This is a genomic window from Salinispora pacifica CNR114, from assembly GCF_000514775.1.
Classification (GTDB): Bacteria; Actinomycetota; Actinomycetes; order Mycobacteriales; family Micromonosporaceae; genus Micromonospora; species Micromonospora pacifica.
Genome location: NZ_AZWO01000013.1, coordinates 14,019 through 31,356, shown reverse-complemented (window position 1 = coordinate 31,356; position 17,338 = coordinate 14,019). Strand labels below are relative to the sequence as shown.

14 protein-coding genes are annotated in these 17,338 nt (G+C 71.5%); 6 read left to right on the top strand and 8 right to left on the bottom strand.

Features of this window, described 5'->3' with window-relative positions; genetic code table 11:
* The first annotated feature begins 190 nt into the window (after positions 1 to 190).
* The 3 genes from B118_RS0109545 (at position 191) to B118_RS0109535 (ending at position 3,822) form a co-directional block, all read left to right on the top strand.
* On the top strand, positions 191 to 1,003 hold the full coding sequence (locus tag B118_RS0109545; protein WP_018221514.1) for an inositol monophosphatase family protein: 813 nt from the start codon (positions 191 to 193) through the stop codon (positions 1,001 to 1,003).
* Positions 1,004 to 1,221: 218 nt separating this feature from the next.
* On the top strand, positions 1,222 to 2,232 hold the full coding sequence (locus B118_RS0109540; protein ID WP_018221513.1) for a coiled-coil domain-containing protein: 1,011 nt from the start codon (positions 1,222 to 1,224) through the stop codon (positions 2,230 to 2,232).
* Between the two features lie 36 nt (positions 2,233 to 2,268).
* Positions 2,269 to 3,822: a fused MFS/spermidine synthase gene (locus B118_RS0109535; RefSeq protein ID WP_018812850.1), complete on the top strand. Its 1,554-nt coding sequence runs from the start codon at positions 2,269 to 2,271 to the stop codon at positions 3,820 to 3,822.
* A 29-nt stretch (positions 3,823 to 3,851) separates the two neighbouring features.
* Here the strand turns inward: B118_RS0109535 and B118_RS0109530 are convergent, their stop codons facing one another.
* Positions 3,852 to 4,520, bottom strand: a complete 669-nt coding sequence (locus tag B118_RS0109530; protein ID WP_026270995.1) for a potassium channel family protein — start codon at positions 4,518 to 4,520, stop codon at positions 3,852 to 3,854.
* Positions 4,510 to 5,844 carry a TrkH family potassium uptake protein gene (locus B118_RS0109525; protein WP_018221510.1) on the bottom strand — a complete coding sequence of 445 codons (1,335 nt, stop codon included), beginning with the start codon at positions 5,842 to 5,844 and terminating at the stop codon, positions 4,510 to 4,512. The genes B118_RS0109530 and B118_RS0109525 overlap by 11 nt, the downstream gene beginning before the upstream one ends.
* 180 nt (positions 5,845 to 6,024) lie before the next feature.
* Between B118_RS0109525 and B118_RS0109515 the strand changes: the two genes are divergently transcribed.
* On the top strand, positions 6,025 to 6,771 hold the full coding sequence (locus B118_RS0109515) for an SDR family NAD(P)-dependent oxidoreductase (RefSeq protein WP_018221509.1): 747 nt from the start codon (positions 6,025 to 6,027) through the stop codon (positions 6,769 to 6,771).
* A 27-nt stretch (positions 6,772 to 6,798) separates the two neighbouring features.
* Here B118_RS0109515 and B118_RS0109510 read toward each other — a convergent pair whose 3' ends face one another.
* Positions 6,799 to 7,650 carry a hypothetical protein gene (locus B118_RS0109510; RefSeq protein WP_028192692.1) on the bottom strand — a complete coding sequence of 284 codons (852 nt, stop codon included), beginning with the start codon at positions 7,648 to 7,650 and terminating at the stop codon, positions 6,799 to 6,801.
* 104 nt (positions 7,651 to 7,754) lie between these two features.
* Here B118_RS0109510 and B118_RS0109505 point away from each other — a divergent pair, with 104 nt between their 5' ends.
* On the top strand, positions 7,755 to 9,911 hold the full coding sequence (locus B118_RS0109505; RefSeq protein WP_018812853.1) for a DEAD/DEAH box helicase: 2,157 nt from the start codon (positions 7,755 to 7,757) through the stop codon (positions 9,909 to 9,911).
* 4 nt (positions 9,912 to 9,915) lie between these two features.
* On the opposite strand, the gene B118_RS0109500 is transcribed toward B118_RS0109505, so the two are convergent.
* From B118_RS0109500 to B118_RS0109480, 5 genes are all read right to left on the bottom strand, one after another.
* The gene (locus B118_RS0109500; RefSeq protein ID WP_026270996.1) at positions 9,916 to 10,329 is read right to left on the bottom strand and encodes a helix-turn-helix domain-containing protein; all 414 of its coding nucleotides are present in this window, start codon (positions 10,327 to 10,329) and stop codon (positions 9,916 to 9,918) included.
* A gap of 124 nt (positions 10,330 to 10,453) precedes the next feature.
* Positions 10,454 to 11,656: a class I SAM-dependent methyltransferase gene (locus tag B118_RS0109495; RefSeq protein ID WP_028192691.1), complete on the bottom strand. Its 1,203-nt coding sequence runs from the start codon at positions 11,654 to 11,656 to the stop codon at positions 10,454 to 10,456.
* Between the two features lie 101 nt (positions 11,657 to 11,757).
* Positions 11,758 to 13,446, bottom strand: coding sequence for a DEAD/DEAH box helicase (locus B118_RS0109490; protein WP_018221504.1), 1,689 nt, complete (start codon positions 13,444 to 13,446; stop codon positions 11,758 to 11,760).
* Positions 13,447 to 14,067: 621 nt separating this feature from the next.
* Positions 14,068 to 14,295, bottom strand: a complete 228-nt coding sequence (locus B118_RS0109485; protein ID WP_018221503.1) for a DUF3107 domain-containing protein — start codon at positions 14,293 to 14,295, stop codon at positions 14,068 to 14,070.
* Between the two features lie 64 nt (positions 14,296 to 14,359).
* A complete protein-coding gene (locus B118_RS0109480; RefSeq protein WP_018221502.1) occupies positions 14,360 to 15,019 on the bottom strand; it encodes a TetR/AcrR family transcriptional regulator in 660 nt (219 codons plus the stop codon).
* A gap of 511 nt (positions 15,020 to 15,530) precedes the next feature.
* On the opposite strand from B118_RS0109480, the gene B118_RS0109475 reads away from it, so the two are divergent.
* Positions 15,531 to 17,297: a hypothetical protein gene (locus B118_RS0109475; protein ID WP_028192690.1), complete on the top strand. Its 1,767-nt coding sequence runs from the start codon at positions 15,531 to 15,533 to the stop codon at positions 17,295 to 17,297.
* Positions 17,298 to 17,338: the final 41 nt, after the last annotated feature.

Below are 17,338 nucleotides of genomic sequence, written 5' to 3'. Positions count from 1 at the left end.
CGACTTGGCGGTTCGGTCCGTCCGGCCGAACCCCTCGACCACGGCAGGAAAGGCGCCGGTGCTCCCGGCCCGGCTGCCGCCGTCGGTCAACGTGGATTTCCCGGATGAGCCCGGCGCGCACTGGGAGGCGGTAGAACGGGGACATGAGGAAGGGTGGCCCGGGAGGCGGTCGAGAAGCGACGTCCGTCCCGTGACTGAGAACCTGTTCGACGAGGTCGGCACGCTCCTGCGTACGGCGGCCGACCAGGTTGTGCTGCCGCTGTTCCGCCGGCTGGACGAAGCCGATATCGAGGAGAAGGCCCCCGGTGACCTCGTTACCGTCGCCGACCGGCGGGCGGAGGAGCTGATCTCGGCGGGGCTGCGCCGGCTGCGGCCCGACTCGGTGGTGGTCGGTGAGGAGGCCGTCGCCGAGGACCCGGAGCTGCTACGGCACCTGGACCGGGCTGGTCCGGTGTGGCTGGTGGACCCGATCGACGGCACCAGTAACTTCGCTGCCGGTCGCCCGCCGTTCGTGTTGATGGTGGCCCTGCTGATCGACGGGGAACCGAGCGCCGCGTGGGTGTTCGACCCGTTGGTCGGCACACTCGCTGCCACCCGCCCCGGAGCGGGGGCGTACGTGAACGGCCGTGCGGTGCGTACGGCCGGAGCGCCGGCTGACCTGGGCCGGCTACGGGGTGCGGCGATGTCTCGCTACCTGCCGGCGGCCCTGCGTCCGCGGGTGGAGGCGGCCGGTGCCCGGTTGGGCGAGCTCCTGCCCGGCCAGCACTGCGCCGGGCGGGAGTATCTGGATCTGCTCCTCGGGGTGCAGCAGTTCGTGCTCTACGGGCACACCCTGCCCTGGGACCACGTACCCGGCACCCATCTGGTCCGGGCCGCCGGTGGGGTCGCCCGGCGCTTCGACGGAGCTGATTACCACCCCGGGGTCGAGGGGCAGGGCCTGCTCGTCGCGGCGGATGAGCGGGTCTGGGCGGCGGTCCAGGAGGCGTTCTTCGGCGGATCGTGACGGTGTGCGCTACCCGCCGTCACGCTCCGATCGGTGTGTGATGACATGCGCTACCCAGCGTCAGCCCGCATCGCACCAGCCGATTTTGAGGGGTCCTCACAGCCGCGCTCGGTCCGGTATTGTGGCCGACGGTCTCCGCCCGCTGGCCGCCGTGCGGCGCCGGTGGGACCGCCGACCAGCGGGTCGTGGGGGCTGACGGCAGCCGGGAAGGATCCACCGTGCGCATAGTTCTGCCCCGCGAGGGTTCCCGTCCGCTGACTGTCCTCGTGGCGGCGGCGGTGGCGGTGGCGGTGCTCCTCGGCGCCGTGCCGGCTCAGGCCGAACCCAATGAGGGCGGCAGCGAGAAGTTGCGAGCTGCGCTGACGGCCGCCGCCAAAGCGCATATCGACGCCACCGCCGAGCTGAAGAACTCCAAGCGTCGGCAGAAGGAGCTGACCACGGAGCTGGAGGCGGTCGAGGTGCGGCTGACGGACCTGACCGCCCAGGTGGGCGAGGTGGCCGCGCAGTCGTACCGGTTGGGTCGAATCGGCCCGATGGCGACATTGTTGGAGAGCGCGTCGCCCGACGAGTTCCTGAATCGGGCGATGAATCTGGACGTGATGGCCCGGCGGGACGGCCGTCGGGTGCGCGAGCTGACCGAGGTCCGGGAGACGGCGGAGAACGCCAAGATCGCGATTGACTCCGAGATCCGCGAGCAGGAGAAGCAGCTCGACGTCTTGGCCAAGAACAAGAAGAAGGCGGAGGCGGCGCTTGCCGCGGTCAGCTCGGGTGGCGGCTCCGGGTTCGGTGGCGGTTCGGCCAGTGCCGCGTCGGCGCCCCGAAACTCGGACGGCTCCTGGCCGTCGGAGTCCTGCTCGGTCAACGATCCGACCACCTCAGGCTGTATCTCTCCGCGCACCCTGCACATGCTCAAGCAGTCGCAGGCGAACGGTTTCAAACGGCACGTCTCCTGTTACCGCAGCGGTGGCAGTGGCGAGCACCCGAAGGGGAAGGCCTGTGACTTCTCCGCCGCCCCTGGTGGGTTCGAGGACGTCACGGCGACCGGCGGCGACAAGGCGTACGGTGACCAGCTGGCAACCTACCTGAAGAACAACGCGAGCCGACTCGGCGTGATGTACGTCATCTGGTATCGACAAATATGGATGCCTAATACCGGTTGGCGAGCATATAGCGGCGGCGGGAGCCCCGCCGCTGATCACACCAATCACGTTCATGTTTCGATGTACTGACTCGGCCGGCCAGTCTCGCTGCGTACTATCGCGCGGGTGAACTCTGCCTCGTCCCAGACTCCCGTCCGGTCGGCCCGACCCGGGTCGGCGACTGGTCCAGCCCTGCCCAAGGGGCTGGCCGCGTTTCTGGTCTTCTTCTCCAGCGGCGCGGTTCTGGTGCTGGAGACGGCCGCGTTGCGCCTGGTCGGTCCGTACGTCGGGGTGACCCTCCAGGTGACCAGCTCGGTGATCGGCATCGCGTTGGCCGCGATCGCGTACGGGGCGTGGGCCGGCGGGTGGCTGGCGGACCGCCGGGACCCGCGTACCCTGCTGGCCCCGGCGCTGGTGCTGGCCGGTATCGCCACCGCGGTGACCCTGCCGGCGGTCCGGTACGCCGGGGAGGTGCTGCGGGGCGGGGCGGCCTCCGCGATCCTGCTGCTCGTCGCGCTGGCTGTCTTCGTGCCGGCGATGCTGCTGTCGGCGGTCACCCCGATGGTGGTCAAACTCCAGCTGTCCGACCTGCGCCGTACCGGCCAGGTCGTCGGCCGGCTCTCCTCGATCGGCACCCTGGGTGCGGTCACCGCCACCCTGGTCACCGGCTTCGTGTTGGTGGCCGCACTGCCCAGCACGGTGATCCTGCTCGGCCTGGCGGTCTCCCTGGGACTGAGCGGGGTGATCCTCGGCGGGTGGCTCCGGCGGACGGCGGGCGAGCAGCTGACCGGCCCGGCCCGGGTGTCGGCCAGCCTGGCGGTGCTCGGCCTGCTCGGCGCCGGTCTGACCACGGTCGCCCCGAACCCGTGTGACATCGAGACGGCCTACCACTGCGCCCGCGTCGAGACCGACCCGGGCCGGGCGAGCGGGCGCACGCTGCTGCTCAACTCGGCCCGGCACTCGTACGTGGACCTGGCCGACCCGACCCACCTGGAGTTCGCATACACCCGGTGGATCGGGGCGGTCGCCGATGTCATCGCCCCGACGGGTCGTCGGCTGGACGCGCTGCACCTGGGCGGAGGTGGTTTCACCGTGCCGCGGTATCTGACCGCCACCCGTCCGGGCACCGAGAACGTGGTTTTCGAGATTGACGGCGGGCTGGTCGAGCTGGGCGAGGAGAAGCTCGGCGTACGGCAGGGGCCGGAGCTGCGCGCGGAGGTGGGGGACGCCCGGATGTTGGTCGCGGCGGAGGCGGCGGAGAGCCAGGATCTGGTGGTGGGGGACGCGTTCGGGCATCTGGTGGTGCCGTGGCACCTCACCACCCGGGAGATGGCCGCCGAGGTCCGTCGGGTGATTCGTCCCGGCGGCGGGTACGTGCAGAACGTCATCGACTATCCGCCCCTGCGCTTCATCCGCAGTGAGGTCGCCACCGTCGCGGCCGAGTTCCGGCAGGTGGCCCTGATCGCTCCGCCGGCCGCGCTCGCCGGTGAGCAGGGCTCCAACTTCGTCATTGTCGCCTCGGACGCGCCGTTGCCGCTGGCCGCGGTCCGGGAGCGGCTGAACGAGGTTGACCCGGGCGCGGTCGTGTTGGACGGCGCGGCGCTGCAGGAGTTCGTCGGCGACGCCTTGGTGTTGACCGACGACTACGCCCCGGTGGACCAGCTACTCGCGACCGCGTGATCCCCGCCGGCTGGCCGGTCTCGCCGCGGTCAGCTGAGCGCGGCGAACGCCTGCACCTGCTCGATGCTGCCCTCCACGATCAGCATGCTGCCAGCGGCCAGTACGGTCTCGTCGGTGGCCGCCTGGAACCGTTTCCCGGCCGGTTTCGCCGCTACCACCCGTACTCCGTGGCGGTCCTCCGGGTTCAGCTCGTGCAGCCGGCGGCCGGTGAGGCTCTCCGGGGTGCGGACCTTGGCGATCGCGAAGTCGTCGCCGAACTCCATGAAGTCCAGCATCCGGCTGACGATGAGATGGGCCAGCCGTTCGCCGGCCTCCGCCTCGGGGAAGATCACGTGGTGCGCACCGACCGAGGTGAGGATCTTCGCGTGCTCCGGCGAGCGGGCCCGCGCCCAGATCTGCGGTATCCCCAGGTCGACGAGGGCTAGGACGGACAGGATGCTCGCCTCCATCGAGGCGCCGATGGATACCACGGCGCGTTCGAGGTCCTCCGCGCCGAGCTGTCGCAGGGCCCCCTCTTCGGTGGCATCGGCCTGTGCCACCCGGTCGATTCGGTTGGCCCACCGCTGCACCCGCTCCGCATCATGGTCGATGGCGAGGACCGGATGGTCGAGTTGCACGAGCGTGTCGGCGACCTGGGAGCCGAAGCGTCCGAGCCCCACCACGATGACCCCGCTGTGTTTGTCTGCCCTAGCCGACAATGGGTTGCTCCTCCGGGTAGCGGTACAGCCGTCGTCGGGTGTTCAGCGCGAGTGCCGACCCCAGGGTCAGTGGCCCGACCCGGCCGATAAACATAAGGACAATAAGTACATATTGTCCACTGTCGGGCAGGTCGGGGGCGATACCCAGGGAGAGGCCCGCCGTGCTGAAGGCCGAGGTCACCTCGAAGAGCGCCACGTGGTGGGGCGTCCCCTCGGTCAGCAGGATCAACGTCACCGTGCCGACGACCACGATGGCCACGCCAAGCAACGCAACCGTGACCGCCTGCCGCTGGCTGGCCGTGGCGACCCGGCGGTGGCGGATGGTGACATCCGGCTCACCCCGCAGTTCGGCCCAGATCACGAAGGCGAGGAGGAAGAAGGTGCTGACCTTGATGCCGCCGGCGGTGCTGGCGCTCCCGCCGCCAATGAACATCAATGCGATGATCGCCGGGATGGCCTCCTCGCCGAGCGCCTCGATGTTGATCACGTTGAAGCCGCCGGTACGAAAGAACGCGTTCTGGGCGAACGCGGCGAGGAGCTTCTCCGGCCACGGGTAGATGCCCAGCGTGAATGGGTTGGACCATTCGGCGGCCAGGAGGGCGAGGAAGCCAACGACCAGCAGGGTCACGCCGCCCCAGATGGTGAGCTTGGTGGAGATCGACCAGTGCGCCGGGCGCCGCCGACCACGGACGGCCTCGAACAGGGCCGGGAAGCCGAGCCCGCCGAGCAGCGCCCCGAACGCCATCGGCAGGACGAGCCAGGCGTCGCCGGAGAGCCCGATCAGCCCGTCGCTGTAGAGGGTGAAGCCGCCGTTGTTGAAGGCCTGTACGGCGTGGAAGAGGCCGACCCAGAGCGCCTCGCCGAAGGGGTAGTCGTACCGACCCCACAGGCGCAGGGTCAGGATGACGGTGATGATCGCTTCGACGGTCAGTGAGATGGCGGCGATCCGAAACAGCAGCCGGCGGACATCGCCGAGGCCGAACTGGGCGGTCTCGGCCTGCACGAGTAGCCGGTTACGCAGCCCGAGGCGGTGGGATACCACCAGGACGACCAGGGTGGCGCCGGTCACGATGCCGAGGCCGCCGATCTGGGTGAGGATGGTGATCACCGCCAGGCCGAAGTCGTTCCAGTAGTTCGGCGTGTCCACCACGGCCAGGCCGGTCACCGAGACCGCGGAGGCCGAGGTGAAGAGCGCGGTGACGAATGGCGTGTGCCGCTGCTGGCCGGTCGCCCACGGCAGCATCAGCGTGAGGGTGCCGATGAGGACCGTGGCGCCGAACCCGATCGGCACCAGCCGAACGGGACGCCGCAACAGCCATTGCACCCGACAATCTTCACTTTTCGCCGTCGATAGTGGGGTGGAAACGGCAGTCAGGAAGGCCAACCTGCGACGAGAAGCCGACTTTCTGTGAGCGTTCAGGTCAACCTGTGGGCGGCGGCCCCCGGGCGTGGTGCGTACCCCGCTAACCTCCTGAGCGACGGTGGCTTCGGAGGGGGATGGCGCATGGGCGAGCGGCTGGCCGTGGTCAGTGGCGGCGGCACCGGAATCGGCGCGGCCACCGCGGAGGCGCTCGCCGTGGACGGTTTCGACGTGCTCGTCGTGGGCCGGCGGGAGGAGACGCTGCGGGCCACCACGGCTCGACTCTCCTGGGATCTCGCCCGACCCGGTGCGGTGCGGGCGGTGGTGGCGGACCTGACCGACCCGCAGCAAGTTCCCCGGGTGGTCGAGGCGGTCGAAGGCCGAGCGGTGGACGCGGTCGTCAACAACGCCGGGGGCTACCTCGGTGGGGAGGCCGAAACGCTGGTCGGGATCGCCGAGCAGTGGCGGGCCAATCTCGAGGCGAACGTTCTCACCGCCGTCCTGCTCACCGAGGCGCTGCGGCCAGCGTTGCGCCGCCCCGGTGGCCGGGTGATTCTGGTCAGCTCGATCGCGGCGCAGCGGGGCGGAGGTGGGCCGTACTCGGCGGCGAAGGCCGCCCTGCACGGCTGGGCGTACGACTTGGCGGTGCGGCTCGGGCCGGAGCAGATCACCGTCAACGTGGTCAGCCCCGGGTACGTCGCGGACACCGAGTTCTTCGGTGGCCGGATGACCCCCGAGGGGCACGCCCGGCGGGTTGCGGACACGCTGGTGGGGCGCGCCGGCACCCCGGACGACATCGCCGCGGCGGTCCGCTACCTCGCCGGCCCGTCCGCCGGCTACGTCACCGGGCAGGTCCTCGGCGTCAACGGCGGGTCGGTCCTGGGCCGGTGACGGCGGCGGACCCTCGCCGCCGTCCGCTCACTCGCCCAGGATCTCGTACGCCACATCCGGCGCCGGCGTCGCGTCGCCAGTGGGGGAAGCGATCGCCGGGGCGTTGCCGTAGTCGTAGTACCGCACCAGGAACTCGGCGGCCGGCTGCTCGTCAACGGCGGGGATTTCCATCGTCAGCGTGTCGAGGTGTCCGTCGCTTCCGACCACCGCGGTGAACGGGATCGATGTGGCCTGTTCGCCCAACGCGGCGACATCCACCTCAGCCACCGCTTCGGCGATCTCCGGCCCAGCGGTCAGGTCGACCGTGCCGGTGTACGCGCCATCGGCCTGCTGCTGTACCGCATCGGCCGCCCGTATGATCACGCCGGCGTTGCCGATGTCGGCGCCGTCATACACCTGCGGGTTCGAGAGCTTGCTCTGGTCAAGCTCCATCCACTGGCGCGGCAACTCAAGTAGTTCGTTCAGCTCGGCCGCGTCCTCGAAGTGCACCCTCAACCAGGAGCGTTGGTCAACCACCCGGAAGGACATCGCCAGGCTGAAATCGGCCTCGTTCTCGGACTCGGACTCGGCTTCGTTCTCGGCCTCGGCTTCGTTCTCGGCCTCGGCGTCGGCCGGGGCGATGTTCAGTTCCATCCCCTTGCCGGTCGGGTCGACGGCCCCGGTGATCCGCCTGCCGACGGCGTCTACGCCGGAGAAGCGGAACGCCGGTGTCTTCTCGCCCGGCACCGCAGCGAGCAGGGCGTCCTTCGGGGTGGGGGGCGGTGGCGGCTCGCTACTAACCAATCCGCACCCGGTCAGCAGAACACCGGCGGCCAGGACGGTGGCTGAGCCGACGGTGACCCGCCGGGCCAGGGGGGTGGCGCAGGTTCGCCGCGTCATGCGTGCTGCCTCTCCAGCTGAGGGGACTGCCACAGTCGATCCTCACATAGCCGGGTAGGCCGACGGCCGCCGGCCAGCGCGGGGGGCACTGGTAGAAATGCCGGATGAGCCAGGATCGAACGGCGGTACGCGAGCAGGCTGAGGCAGTCCTGCAGCGGTTGGCCGGAGCGCACGCCCGGCTCCGTGAGGACCAGTGGCGGGCGATTGAGGCGCTGGTGGTAGACCGACGGCGGGTGCTCTGCGTCCAGCGCACCGGTTGGGGTAAGTCGGCGGTCTACTTCGTCGCCACCGCGTTGCTGCGGACGGCCGGCGAGCACGGACCGACGGTGATCGTCTCCCCGTTGCTGGCGTTGATGCGCAACCAGGTCGACGCGGCCGCCCGGGCCGGGATCCGAGCCCGGACCATCAACTCCGCGAACCTCGACGAGTGGGACGAGATCACCGGGGAGATCCACGCGGGGGCGGTGGACGTGCTCCTGATCAGTCCGGAACGGCTGAATAACCCGGACTTCCGGGACGCCGTACTGCCGAAGCTGGCCGCCACCACCGGGCTGCTCGTGGTGGACGAGGCACACTGTGTCTCCGACTGGGGGCACGACTTCCGCCCCGACTATCGCCGGCTGCGTACGTTCCTCGGTAACCTGCCGGCCGGTACGCCGGTGCTCGCCACCACGGCAACCGCCAACGCCCGGGTCACCCAGGATGTCGCCGAGCAGCTCGGTGCGGCGTCCCGGCCCGGTGCGGCGTCTGGGCCCGATGCGCAGCCCGAGACCCTGGTGCTGCGGGGCAGCCTGGACCGGGAGTCACTGCGACTCGGTGTGGTTGACCTGCCCGGCCCGGCGCACCGGCTGGCCTGGCTCGCCGACCACCTGGATGAACTCCCCGGCTCTGGCATCATCTACACGCTGACGGTGGCCGCGGCGGCGGAGACCGCCGAGTTCCTCCGGTCCCGGGGCTACTCCGTGGCCTCGTACACCGGCCAGGCCGACGACGCGGATCGCCGCGCCGCCGAGCAGGATCTTCTCGACAACAAGATCAAGGCGCTGGTGGCAACGAGCGCGCTCGGTATGGGTTTCGACAAGCCCGACCTCGGGTTCGTGGTACACCTCGGCGCGCCACCGTCGCCGATCGCGTACTACCAGCAGGTCGGCCGGGCCGGCCGCGCCGTCGCCCACGCCGAGGTGCTGCTGCTGCCCGGTGGTGCCGAGGACGCCGCGATCTGGCGATACTTCGCCGCGCTGGCCTTCCCGCCAGAGGATCAGGTGCGGTCGGTGTTGGCCGCCCTGTCCACCGACCGTCCCCGCTCCACGCCGGCGCTTGAGCCGATCGTGGACCTGCGTCGTACCCGGTTGGAGCTGATGCTCAAGGTTCTGGACGTTGACGGTGCGGTCCGCCGGGTACGCGGTGGCTGGATCGCCACCGGCGAACCCTGGACCTACGACGAGGCCCGGTTGCGTCGGGTCGCCGCGGCCCGCACCGCCGAGCAGGCGGCGATGCGGGAGTACGCGACCACTGCCGGCTGCCGTCTTCGCTATCTGCGGGAGTGCCTGGACGACGCGGGGGCAACCGACTGTGGGCGATGCGATCGATGTGCCGCACCGACCTTCGCCGCGGAGCTGTCCGAGGACACCCTACGGGTGGCCGAGGCCTTCCTCGGTCGCTCCGGTGTCGGGATCGCCCCCAAAAAGCTCTGGCCGACCGGCTTGGCCGCGGTGGATGTCCCGCTCCGGGGGCGGATCGCCCTCCCGGAGCAGGCGCTGCCAGGTCGGGCCGTCGGGCGCCTGACCGACCTCGGCTGGGGCGGGCGGTTGCGCGAACTCGTCGGGCCGGACACGGCCGACGTGGAGGCGCCCGACGACGTGGTCGCCGCCGTGGTGGAGGTGCTCCGGGAATGGGCGCATGGGACCGACCCCTGGCCGCGTCGCCCCGTCGGGGTGGTCGCGGTCGGCTCCCGTCACACGCGACTGGTCGCCTCGCTCGCCGGGCGGATCGCCGCGGTGGGGCGAATGCCACTGCTCGGCACCGTCGCGGTGGCTGCCGGGGGCGGCGCACGCGGCAACAGCGCCCAACGGGTACGCGCCCTGTACGACTCGGTGACCCTGTCGTCGGAGCTGACCGGTGCCCTGGCCGGACTGGCCGGGCCGGTGCTGCTCGTTGACGATTTCGTCGACTCGGGGTGGACCATGACGATGGTGGCCCGGGAGCTGCGTCGGGCGGGAGCGCCCGAGGTGCTTCCGCTCGCCCTGGCGGTCGCCGGTTGACAGCTCAGTCCGGTTGGTGGATCGGCCGCTGGGCCAGGTAGCGAAGCAGGTCCCGGATGTGGTGTTTCTCCTCGACCGACACCGCCGGGTCGGCGAGGCGCTCAAGGATCGCCCGGATATCCGCCTCGAGGGGGCCGTCGTTGTCGCACCGAGGCGTGGGGCCGGCCTCCGGCAGGCCGAGAGCGCGGAAGGCGGCGGCGACGGGTAGGCCGAGCGCGACGCAGAAGCCCTGCACCTTGGCCAACTCGGGGTAGTCGTGCCAGTCACCGGCGAGCCAGCGGAAGACGGTGGAACGGCCGATCCCGGTCTGGGTTGCCAGGTCGGTCACCGTCCAGCCGCGCTCGGCGCGGGCATTGTCGATGGCGCGCCGGACGAAGTGGGCGAATGCTACCTGTGCGGTTCCCTTTCCCGAAACCATCCCAGCTGATCTTCCTTCCCTCGGCCTGGTGCGGCCTTCGCGTCATCGAGAATCGACACTCGACGGTGCGTGGTTCGAGGGTAGTACGGCGGCCGCGGTTGGGGACCGGCCACTGTGGATGAAGTCAGCCGGTCGGGTCGGTGGTGCGTACCTGGCGGCTGGTCGTACTGGTTGCCGTCGCGCCAGCCGGCTCGCCGAGCAGGGTCGCCAGCCGCGGCGTGACCCGCCAACCGTCGACCAGGTTCCGGTACTGCGACCAGTGCTCACCAGTCGGGGGCGCCCCGGTGTGGCGGGCTCGGATGAGTAGGTTGCGCGGCGTGTGGCGGGAGTCGACGAACTCGACCACCTCGGCCCGGTAGCCGTGCAGCCGTAACAGCCCGGCCCGGACCGCGTCGGTGAGCACGTCGGCGAAGCGCTCGCGGAGGATGCCCTGCCGGGTCAACAGCTCGTACGGGGGTGGAGTGGGATCGGAGCGAAGCTGGGCGGCGAGGTCGTGATGGCAACAGGGAGCCGCGAGCACCCAGCGGGACCCCCACCGCACCGCCCGCGCGAGCGCCTCGTCGGTGGCGGTGTCGCAGGCGTGCAGGGCCAGCACCAGATCGGGGTTGGGCCCAACGGCCGCGTCGGTGATCGTTCCCGCCACGAAACGCACCTGATCGGCCCAACCCAGCCGCCGGGCCAGCTCGGTGTTGCGTTGGCGCTGGTCCTCGCGGATGTCCACGCCGACCAGGTGGACATCGATGCCCTGTTGGGTCAACCAGCGGTACGCGGCGAAGGTCAGGTAGGCGTTTCCGCAGCCCAGATCGGCGACGCGCAGTGGGCCGCGGAGCCCGTCCGGGAGCGTCGCGGCGAGCGCGCGCAGAAAGGCGTCCACCTGCCGCCGCTTGGCCGCCGACCCACCGATCACGGTGAAGATCGGGTCACCGGGATCGAGTAGGTGGGCCTTCGTCCGGTCGTGCCCGACCGGCTCGGCTACCGGCGGGGCCGCCGTGCGGTGAACCTGTGCCGCACCGGACTTTGTGACTCGGAGCTGCAGGGTCGTCGTTGCGGTTTCGACGTGCCAGTTGCCGAAGGGTTCGGCCAGCAACGCGTCCACCGCCGCCTCCGCTTCCGCGCCTCGGGCGAGGTTGCGGGTAAGGGGCGCACTCCCGTTCGCGGTGATGACCTGCAGGCGGGGTCCGGACCTGAGGGTGACCGGCCGTAGCTCCGCACGGTGTACCGACGGGCGAAGCCCCCGGCGATGCCCGGCGGCCACCGCCCGGTTGAGCCCGGCGCCGAGCAGCAGGGTCCGCACTTCGGCGAGCGCGGCGGGCAGGGGTTCCGGCATGGTGTCATCCTCCGGGGTGGGCGGGGTGGGCGCTCAGTTGGCTGAGCGCGCGACGTCCCCCGCTGGTGTCAGCGAGGGACGTCGGCAGTGGCGCGGCATGCTCAGTCGGCGGTTGGCTCGACCACCGTGCCGGTGTTGGTTGTCTTGGCCGCCGTGCCGGTGTTGGTCTTGGCCGCCGTGCTGGTGTCGGAGCCACCGCCGCGGCGCCGCCGACGACGTCGTGGCTTCGGCGCCGCACTGCCCGACGAGTCGGCGGTGGCCGCTTCGCTGGTCTCGGCGGCCGGCACCGCGGGCTCGCCCGGGGTGACCACCTCGCCGTCCCGGCGGCGGCGCCGCCGGCGGGGGGTGCGCTCCGCGGCCTCGCCCGGCTCGGTGGTGGTACCAGCGCCAGCACCGGCGTCGCCGCCGCGGCCCCGGCGGCGATCCCGGCCGGTGCCCCGGCGGGTTCCGCGACCGTCGCCGCGGCGGGACCGTCCGCCGAGGTCCTCCTCGGCCTCGGCGGAGAGCCCGGCCCGGGTTCGCGCGCCGGTGGGCAGAGTGCCGGTGACCTCTGGGGAGATGTCCAGCTCGGCGTAGAGATGCGGGGAGGTGTGGTAGGTCTCTGGCGGCTCCGGCATCTCCAGGCCGAGGGTCTTGTCGATGATTCGCCAGCGGGGCATGTCGTCCCAGTCGACGAAGGTCACCGCGACGCCGCTCGCCCCCGCCCGGCCGGTCCGGCCGATCCGGTGGGTGTACGTGTCCTGGTCTTCCGGGCAGTCGTAGTTGAGGACGTGCGTAACGCCGCTGACATCAATGCCCCGGGCGGCCACGTCGGTGGCGACCAGGGTGTCGATCTTGCCGGTGCGGAAGGCGCGCAGTGCCCGCTCTCGGGCGCCCTGGCCGAGGTCGCCATGGACGGCAGCCACGGCGAAGCCACGGAAGTCCAGATCCGCCGCGACCCGGTCGGCCGCACGCTTGGTCCGGGTGAAGATCATGGTCAGCCCGCGCCCCTTGGCCTGGAGGATCCGCGCCACAATCTCGATCTTGTTGAGGGAGTGGGTGCGGTAGGCCAGCTGTTGGGTCTGCGGTGAAGGGCCGGTCTCGGCGGTGTGCCCGGCGTGAATCGTCATCGGTCGGCGCAGGAAGCGCCGGGACAGTGCGACGATCGGGTCCGGCATCGTGGCCGAGAAGAGCATCGTCTGCCGCTCTTCCGGCAGCATCGCCAGGATCTTCTCGACATCGTCGAGGAAGCCCAGGTCCAGCATCCGGTCGGCCTCGTCCAGGACGAGCGCGCGGACCCGGTCCAGCTGCAGCTGCTTCTGCTTGGCCAGGTCGAGCAGGCGGCCGGGGGTGCCGACCAGGATCTCCACACCCGTGCGGAGCGCCTCGATCTGCGGTTCGTACGCCACCCCGCCGTAGATCGGCAGCACCCGGACACCACGGGTACTGCCCGCGGCCTTGAGGTCCTTGGCGACCTGGATGCCCAGCTCGCGGGTGGGTACGACGACCAGCGCCTGTGGGGTGCCGTCGCCGCCCTCGGCGGGCGCGAAGACCCGCTCCAGCAGCGGCACGCCGAAGCCGAGGGTCTTGCCGGTGCCGGTCGGGGCCTGGCCGATCAGGTCGACGCCGCGCAGCGCGATCGGCAGCGCGTACTCCTGGATGGCGAAGGCCCGGGTGATCCCGGCGGCCTTCAGCGCGTCAACGGTCTCTTGCCGGGCGCCCAACTCGGCGAAGGTGGGCGCTTCCGGGCGTACCGGTGCGGTGGCGGCGAGTTCGGTGCCGTCCATGAGGTTGTGGGTGAGTTCGCTCATCTCGATTCGGGGGTGCCCTCTCGTGGGTGCGCCCCGTTGAGTCCTCGAGGCGCGGACGGTGTGGCGCGGGCCACACGGTCGGGTGGCGAAATCGCCGAGCCGGACCGGGCCGCACGCGCGCCGCGGGCCGGCTGCGACCAGATCGAAACGGGAACTAATCGATCGTTGGACCAGATCGATTGTTGGACCAGATCGAGATCGAACGTCGGTCGGTGCCCACGGCAACTGTTCTATTCTACCTGAACCTCCCCGGCGCTGTTTAGATTCCGGCAGGTGGAGCCGGGAAAGGCCGGGGCGAGCCGACGTCGAGCAGCAGGTGGCCGGCCCGCCGTGCACCGAGCGGCCTTCGGGTGGATCGAGGCCCCTTGCCGGGTAGCCACGACTGCCGGGTAGCCACGACTGCCGGATGGTCACGACTGTGGGGGTGGTCACGGCCGAGGGTGGCCACGGTTGGGCGAGGCGGCACCAGTCGTCCCGCTGGCCCCGGGCGGATCGGGGGTTTCCCGGGGCTGGCTCGCCGCTATCCAGCGCCCTGCGCGCGATGTATGGCATCGCGTGCCGCCGGCCGGGCACACGTACGCCACGGCAAGTGCCTCGGCACCTGCCGTGGCAGGGCTCTGGTCAGCGAACGGTGAACCCGACTGCCCGGGCGGACGCCTCGGCGATCTCGACGTAGGCGACCTTGTCGACCGGGACGATGACCCGTCGCCCCTTCTCGTCGGTGAGGGAGAGGGTGCCGCCGTCGCCGGCGATGGCGTCGGTCACGATCCGCTCGATCTCGGCCGGCGACTGTGCGCTCTCCAGAACCAGCTCGCGCGGCGCGTACTGCACGCCGATCTTGACCTCCACTGTGCCTCCTCCACTGGGGCGAGAATGCCGCCTTGCGAAGGCTATCCGATCACGGCGGCGGCGGTCAGGCTGACTCACCTTGCAGTGGAAAGCTCGCGATGCCTCGCCAGGAGAGCGCGGCGACCAACGCCTCCGCCTCCGCCTTGGCCACCTGCCGCCCGCTGGCCAGCCAGAACTGTGCCGCCGTCTCGGCCGCCCCGACCAGGCCGGACGCGAGCAACTCGGCGCGGGCCCGGCTTACACCGGTATCCGAGATGATCGTGTCGGTGATCGCCGCGATGCAGCCCTGCTCGACCCGTTCGACCCGCTGGCGTACCGCGGGGTCGTTGCGCAGGTCGGACTCGAAGACCAGGCGGAACGCCTCGCTCTCGTGGTCAACGAAGTCGAAGTACGCGCGGACCGAGGCGCTCACCCGCTCCTTGTTGTCGAGCGTCCCGCGCATCGCTTCCTGCACCTTGGCCACGAACGTGTCGCAGTGGGTGTCAAGTAGCGCCAGGTAGAGCTCCATCTTGCCGGGGAAGTGCTGGTACAGCACCGGCTTGGAGACCCCTGCGCGTTCGGCGATGTCGTCCATCGCGGCTGCGTGGTAGCCCTGTGCGACGAACACCTCCTGCGCCGCAGCGAGCAGCTGCCTACGGCGGGCGGAACGGGGCAGGCGGGTGGGCCGGCCGGCGGTCTGGGTGCCGTTCCCCACAGCGGTCATGGGAGCCTCCGAGTTCTTCATACGAGCTGGCATATCACCCGAACCGGTCAAGGATTACCGCCTGTCCCGGAATTGGCCCGCCGCCGTAACTTATCGCCACTGTCACCACACGGTAGCCTCAGCGGGGGCGACCAAGGAGCGCGCGGTGAGTGATGCAGAGCAACCCGGTGCCGCCACCCCGGGAGAGCACGGTGACGAGACCGGTCCACAGCCGGCGCACTCCCGTTCTGACGGTCCGTGGGTTCCCCCCACCGGAGGCTGGGCGCTGGATTCGACCACACCCCGGCGCCGGTCTGCCTCGCCTGCTGGTTGGGCCGACTCCTCTCCGCGTCATGGCGACCTGCCAGCTCCGCTGCCCGGCGCGGCCGAGGCCGGTTCCTGGCCGCACCGCACCGGATACCGGACCAATGGTCACCCATATCGACACCCCGAGCCGGAGCTGCCGGCCAGCCGGCCCGGTCCGGTTAGCGCGCCGCCGGGTCGTTTCGGCGTGCCAGCCCAGGAAGCGGGCGGAGGTCGGTCGACGGTGCCCGTGCCCGCGACTGAGCCGCCGCCCGCGCTGGCCGGAGGCCGGTCATCCGAGGTTGGCCGGGACGACCGGCCAGACCCGTCCGCCGAGTCCGGCCCCTGGCCGGTGGTCGACCAGCCCACACCGCTGCCGGAGGGCCGGTCCGGCCCGATCTCGGGGGCCGGGTGGCCCGTACAGCCTGGCACCGAGTCGCCGCCGCCCGGCCACTGGGCTCGGGCGGAATCGGATGGATGGGACGAACTGGAGCCACTGGGGCGCCGGGCTCGGGCGGAACCGGACGGATGGGACGAACCGGAGCCACTGGGGCGCCGGGCTCGGGCGGAACCGGACGGGTGGGACGAATCGGAGCCGGCCGGCCGGCGGTTCCAGGGTGGGACTCCGCGGGACGCGGCGGGGGAGCAGCGGGGGTCCTCCGGGCGCCGACTTCGTCCGGACCCGGACGCGACCGAGGCGGACGAGGATCGCCAACCGAGCACTCAGCGTCCTGCCTGGGCGGCCGAGCCGCAGCGGGCCTACGAGCCGGTCCGGGCCGAGCCGGGTCATCGCTCCGGGAGCCGGCCGAAGCATCAGTCCACCACCGAGCCGGCGCACCAGCCGCCGGAGGCCCCCGCGCCCTGGGGCGCGGCGCAGCCGGCCGAGCCGGCGCCGTTGGCCGACGTCGACCGACCGCCGGCGGCGTCCGCGATGTTGCCGCAGCGTGTCCCTGCTGAGCCGGATGTGCCGGTTGGGTCGGAGCTGACAGCTGCCGAGGCGCCCACCCAGACCCCGGAACTCGCCCGGATCGCCACCCACCTCCGCCGCGCCGACGAGCCCGTTGGGCTGCGCGAACGTCCAGAGGTCTTCGACGTGGACGTCATTCTCGGTGCGGTCCGTGAGGTGGCCGGTGTCCGTGACGCTGCGTTGCGCCGTACCAAGTCCGGCGCACACAGCCTTCGATTGGAGCTCGCCGACGGTGCCGACCCGGCCGAGGTGAGTCGGCACGTCGCCCGGCTCCTCCAGGAACGAATGGGTCTCGCCGCCGCCCCGCAGAATATGCCCGAGGGGCCCGCCGACGTGGTGTCGTCCGCCCACCAGCAGCCGGACGGGCCCACCCACGACCGGCCGGCGGCACGGGCTGGCCTGCCGTCGCGGAACGAGCGCCGGGATGCGGCCCGGTCGGAACCGCCGCGCCGCCGATGGCACTCCGGCGGACCGCAACGGGTCCGGCCCGCCACCGTGGACCGGCCGGCCACCCCGGTCAGCGGGGCCGCCGACGGCCCGGCGACAGCCGAGACGTCGTACGGCGGGGGGCAGGTCGGCGCGACCGAGCTCGCCCCGTCCCGCCCGCTCGACACGGGTGGTCGGCCCGGACCTCGGGTGGTGCTCGACCACGTGCAGGTGAGCACCTTCGGCCTCGACGCGACCGTCGAGGTCCGCCTGCTCACCGCCGGGTCACCCGCCACCGGCTACGCGACCGGGCCGGCGGTGGACGGCTACATGCTGCGGCTCAGCGCGGCGGCCGCCGCCGCCGCGGTGGACCAGCTGCTGCGTGCGCCGGGGCCACAGCCGGACCGAGGGCGCTGCTTCGTCGAGCACGCCACCTTGGTGCCGCTGGGCAACTGCGAGGTCGCGACGGTCGTGGTGTTGCTGGTCTGCGAAGGTTGGGTCGAGCAGCTCGCCGGCTCCGCGCTGGTCGCCGGCGACCCCCGGCAAGCGGTCGTACGGGCCACCCTGGCCGCGGTGAATCGTCGCCTCGAAGCGTTGCTCGCCGACACCGGGAACGCCGGATAGCGCACCCACTCCGCCGGCCGGTCCCCGGGCCGGCGGATTAT

Coding starts and splice junctions, on each gene's coding strand:
- B118_RS0109515 (WP_018221509.1), top strand. CDS start 6,025: ATGGGCGAGCGGCTGGCCGTGGTCAGTGGCGGCGGCACCGGAATCGGC.
- B118_RS0109510 (WP_028192692.1), bottom strand. CDS start 7,650: ATGACGCGGCGAACCTGCGCCACCCCCCTGGCCCGGCGGGTCACCGTC.
- B118_RS0109505 (WP_018812853.1), top strand. CDS start 7,755: ATGAGCCAGGATCGAACGGCGGTACGCGAGCAGGCTGAGGCAGTCCTG.
- B118_RS0109500 (WP_026270996.1), bottom strand. CDS start 10,329: ATGGTTTCGGGAAAGGGAACCGCACAGGTAGCATTCGCCCACTTCGTC.
- B118_RS0109495 (WP_028192691.1), bottom strand. CDS start 11,656: ATGCCGGAACCCCTGCCCGCCGCGCTCGCCGAAGTGCGGACCCTGCTG.
- B118_RS0109490 (WP_018221504.1), bottom strand. CDS start 13,446: ATGAGCGAACTCACCCACAACCTCATGGACGGCACCGAACTCGCCGCC.
- B118_RS0109480 (WP_018221502.1), bottom strand. CDS start 15,019: ATGAAGAACTCGGAGGCTCCCATGACCGCTGTGGGGAACGGCACCCAG.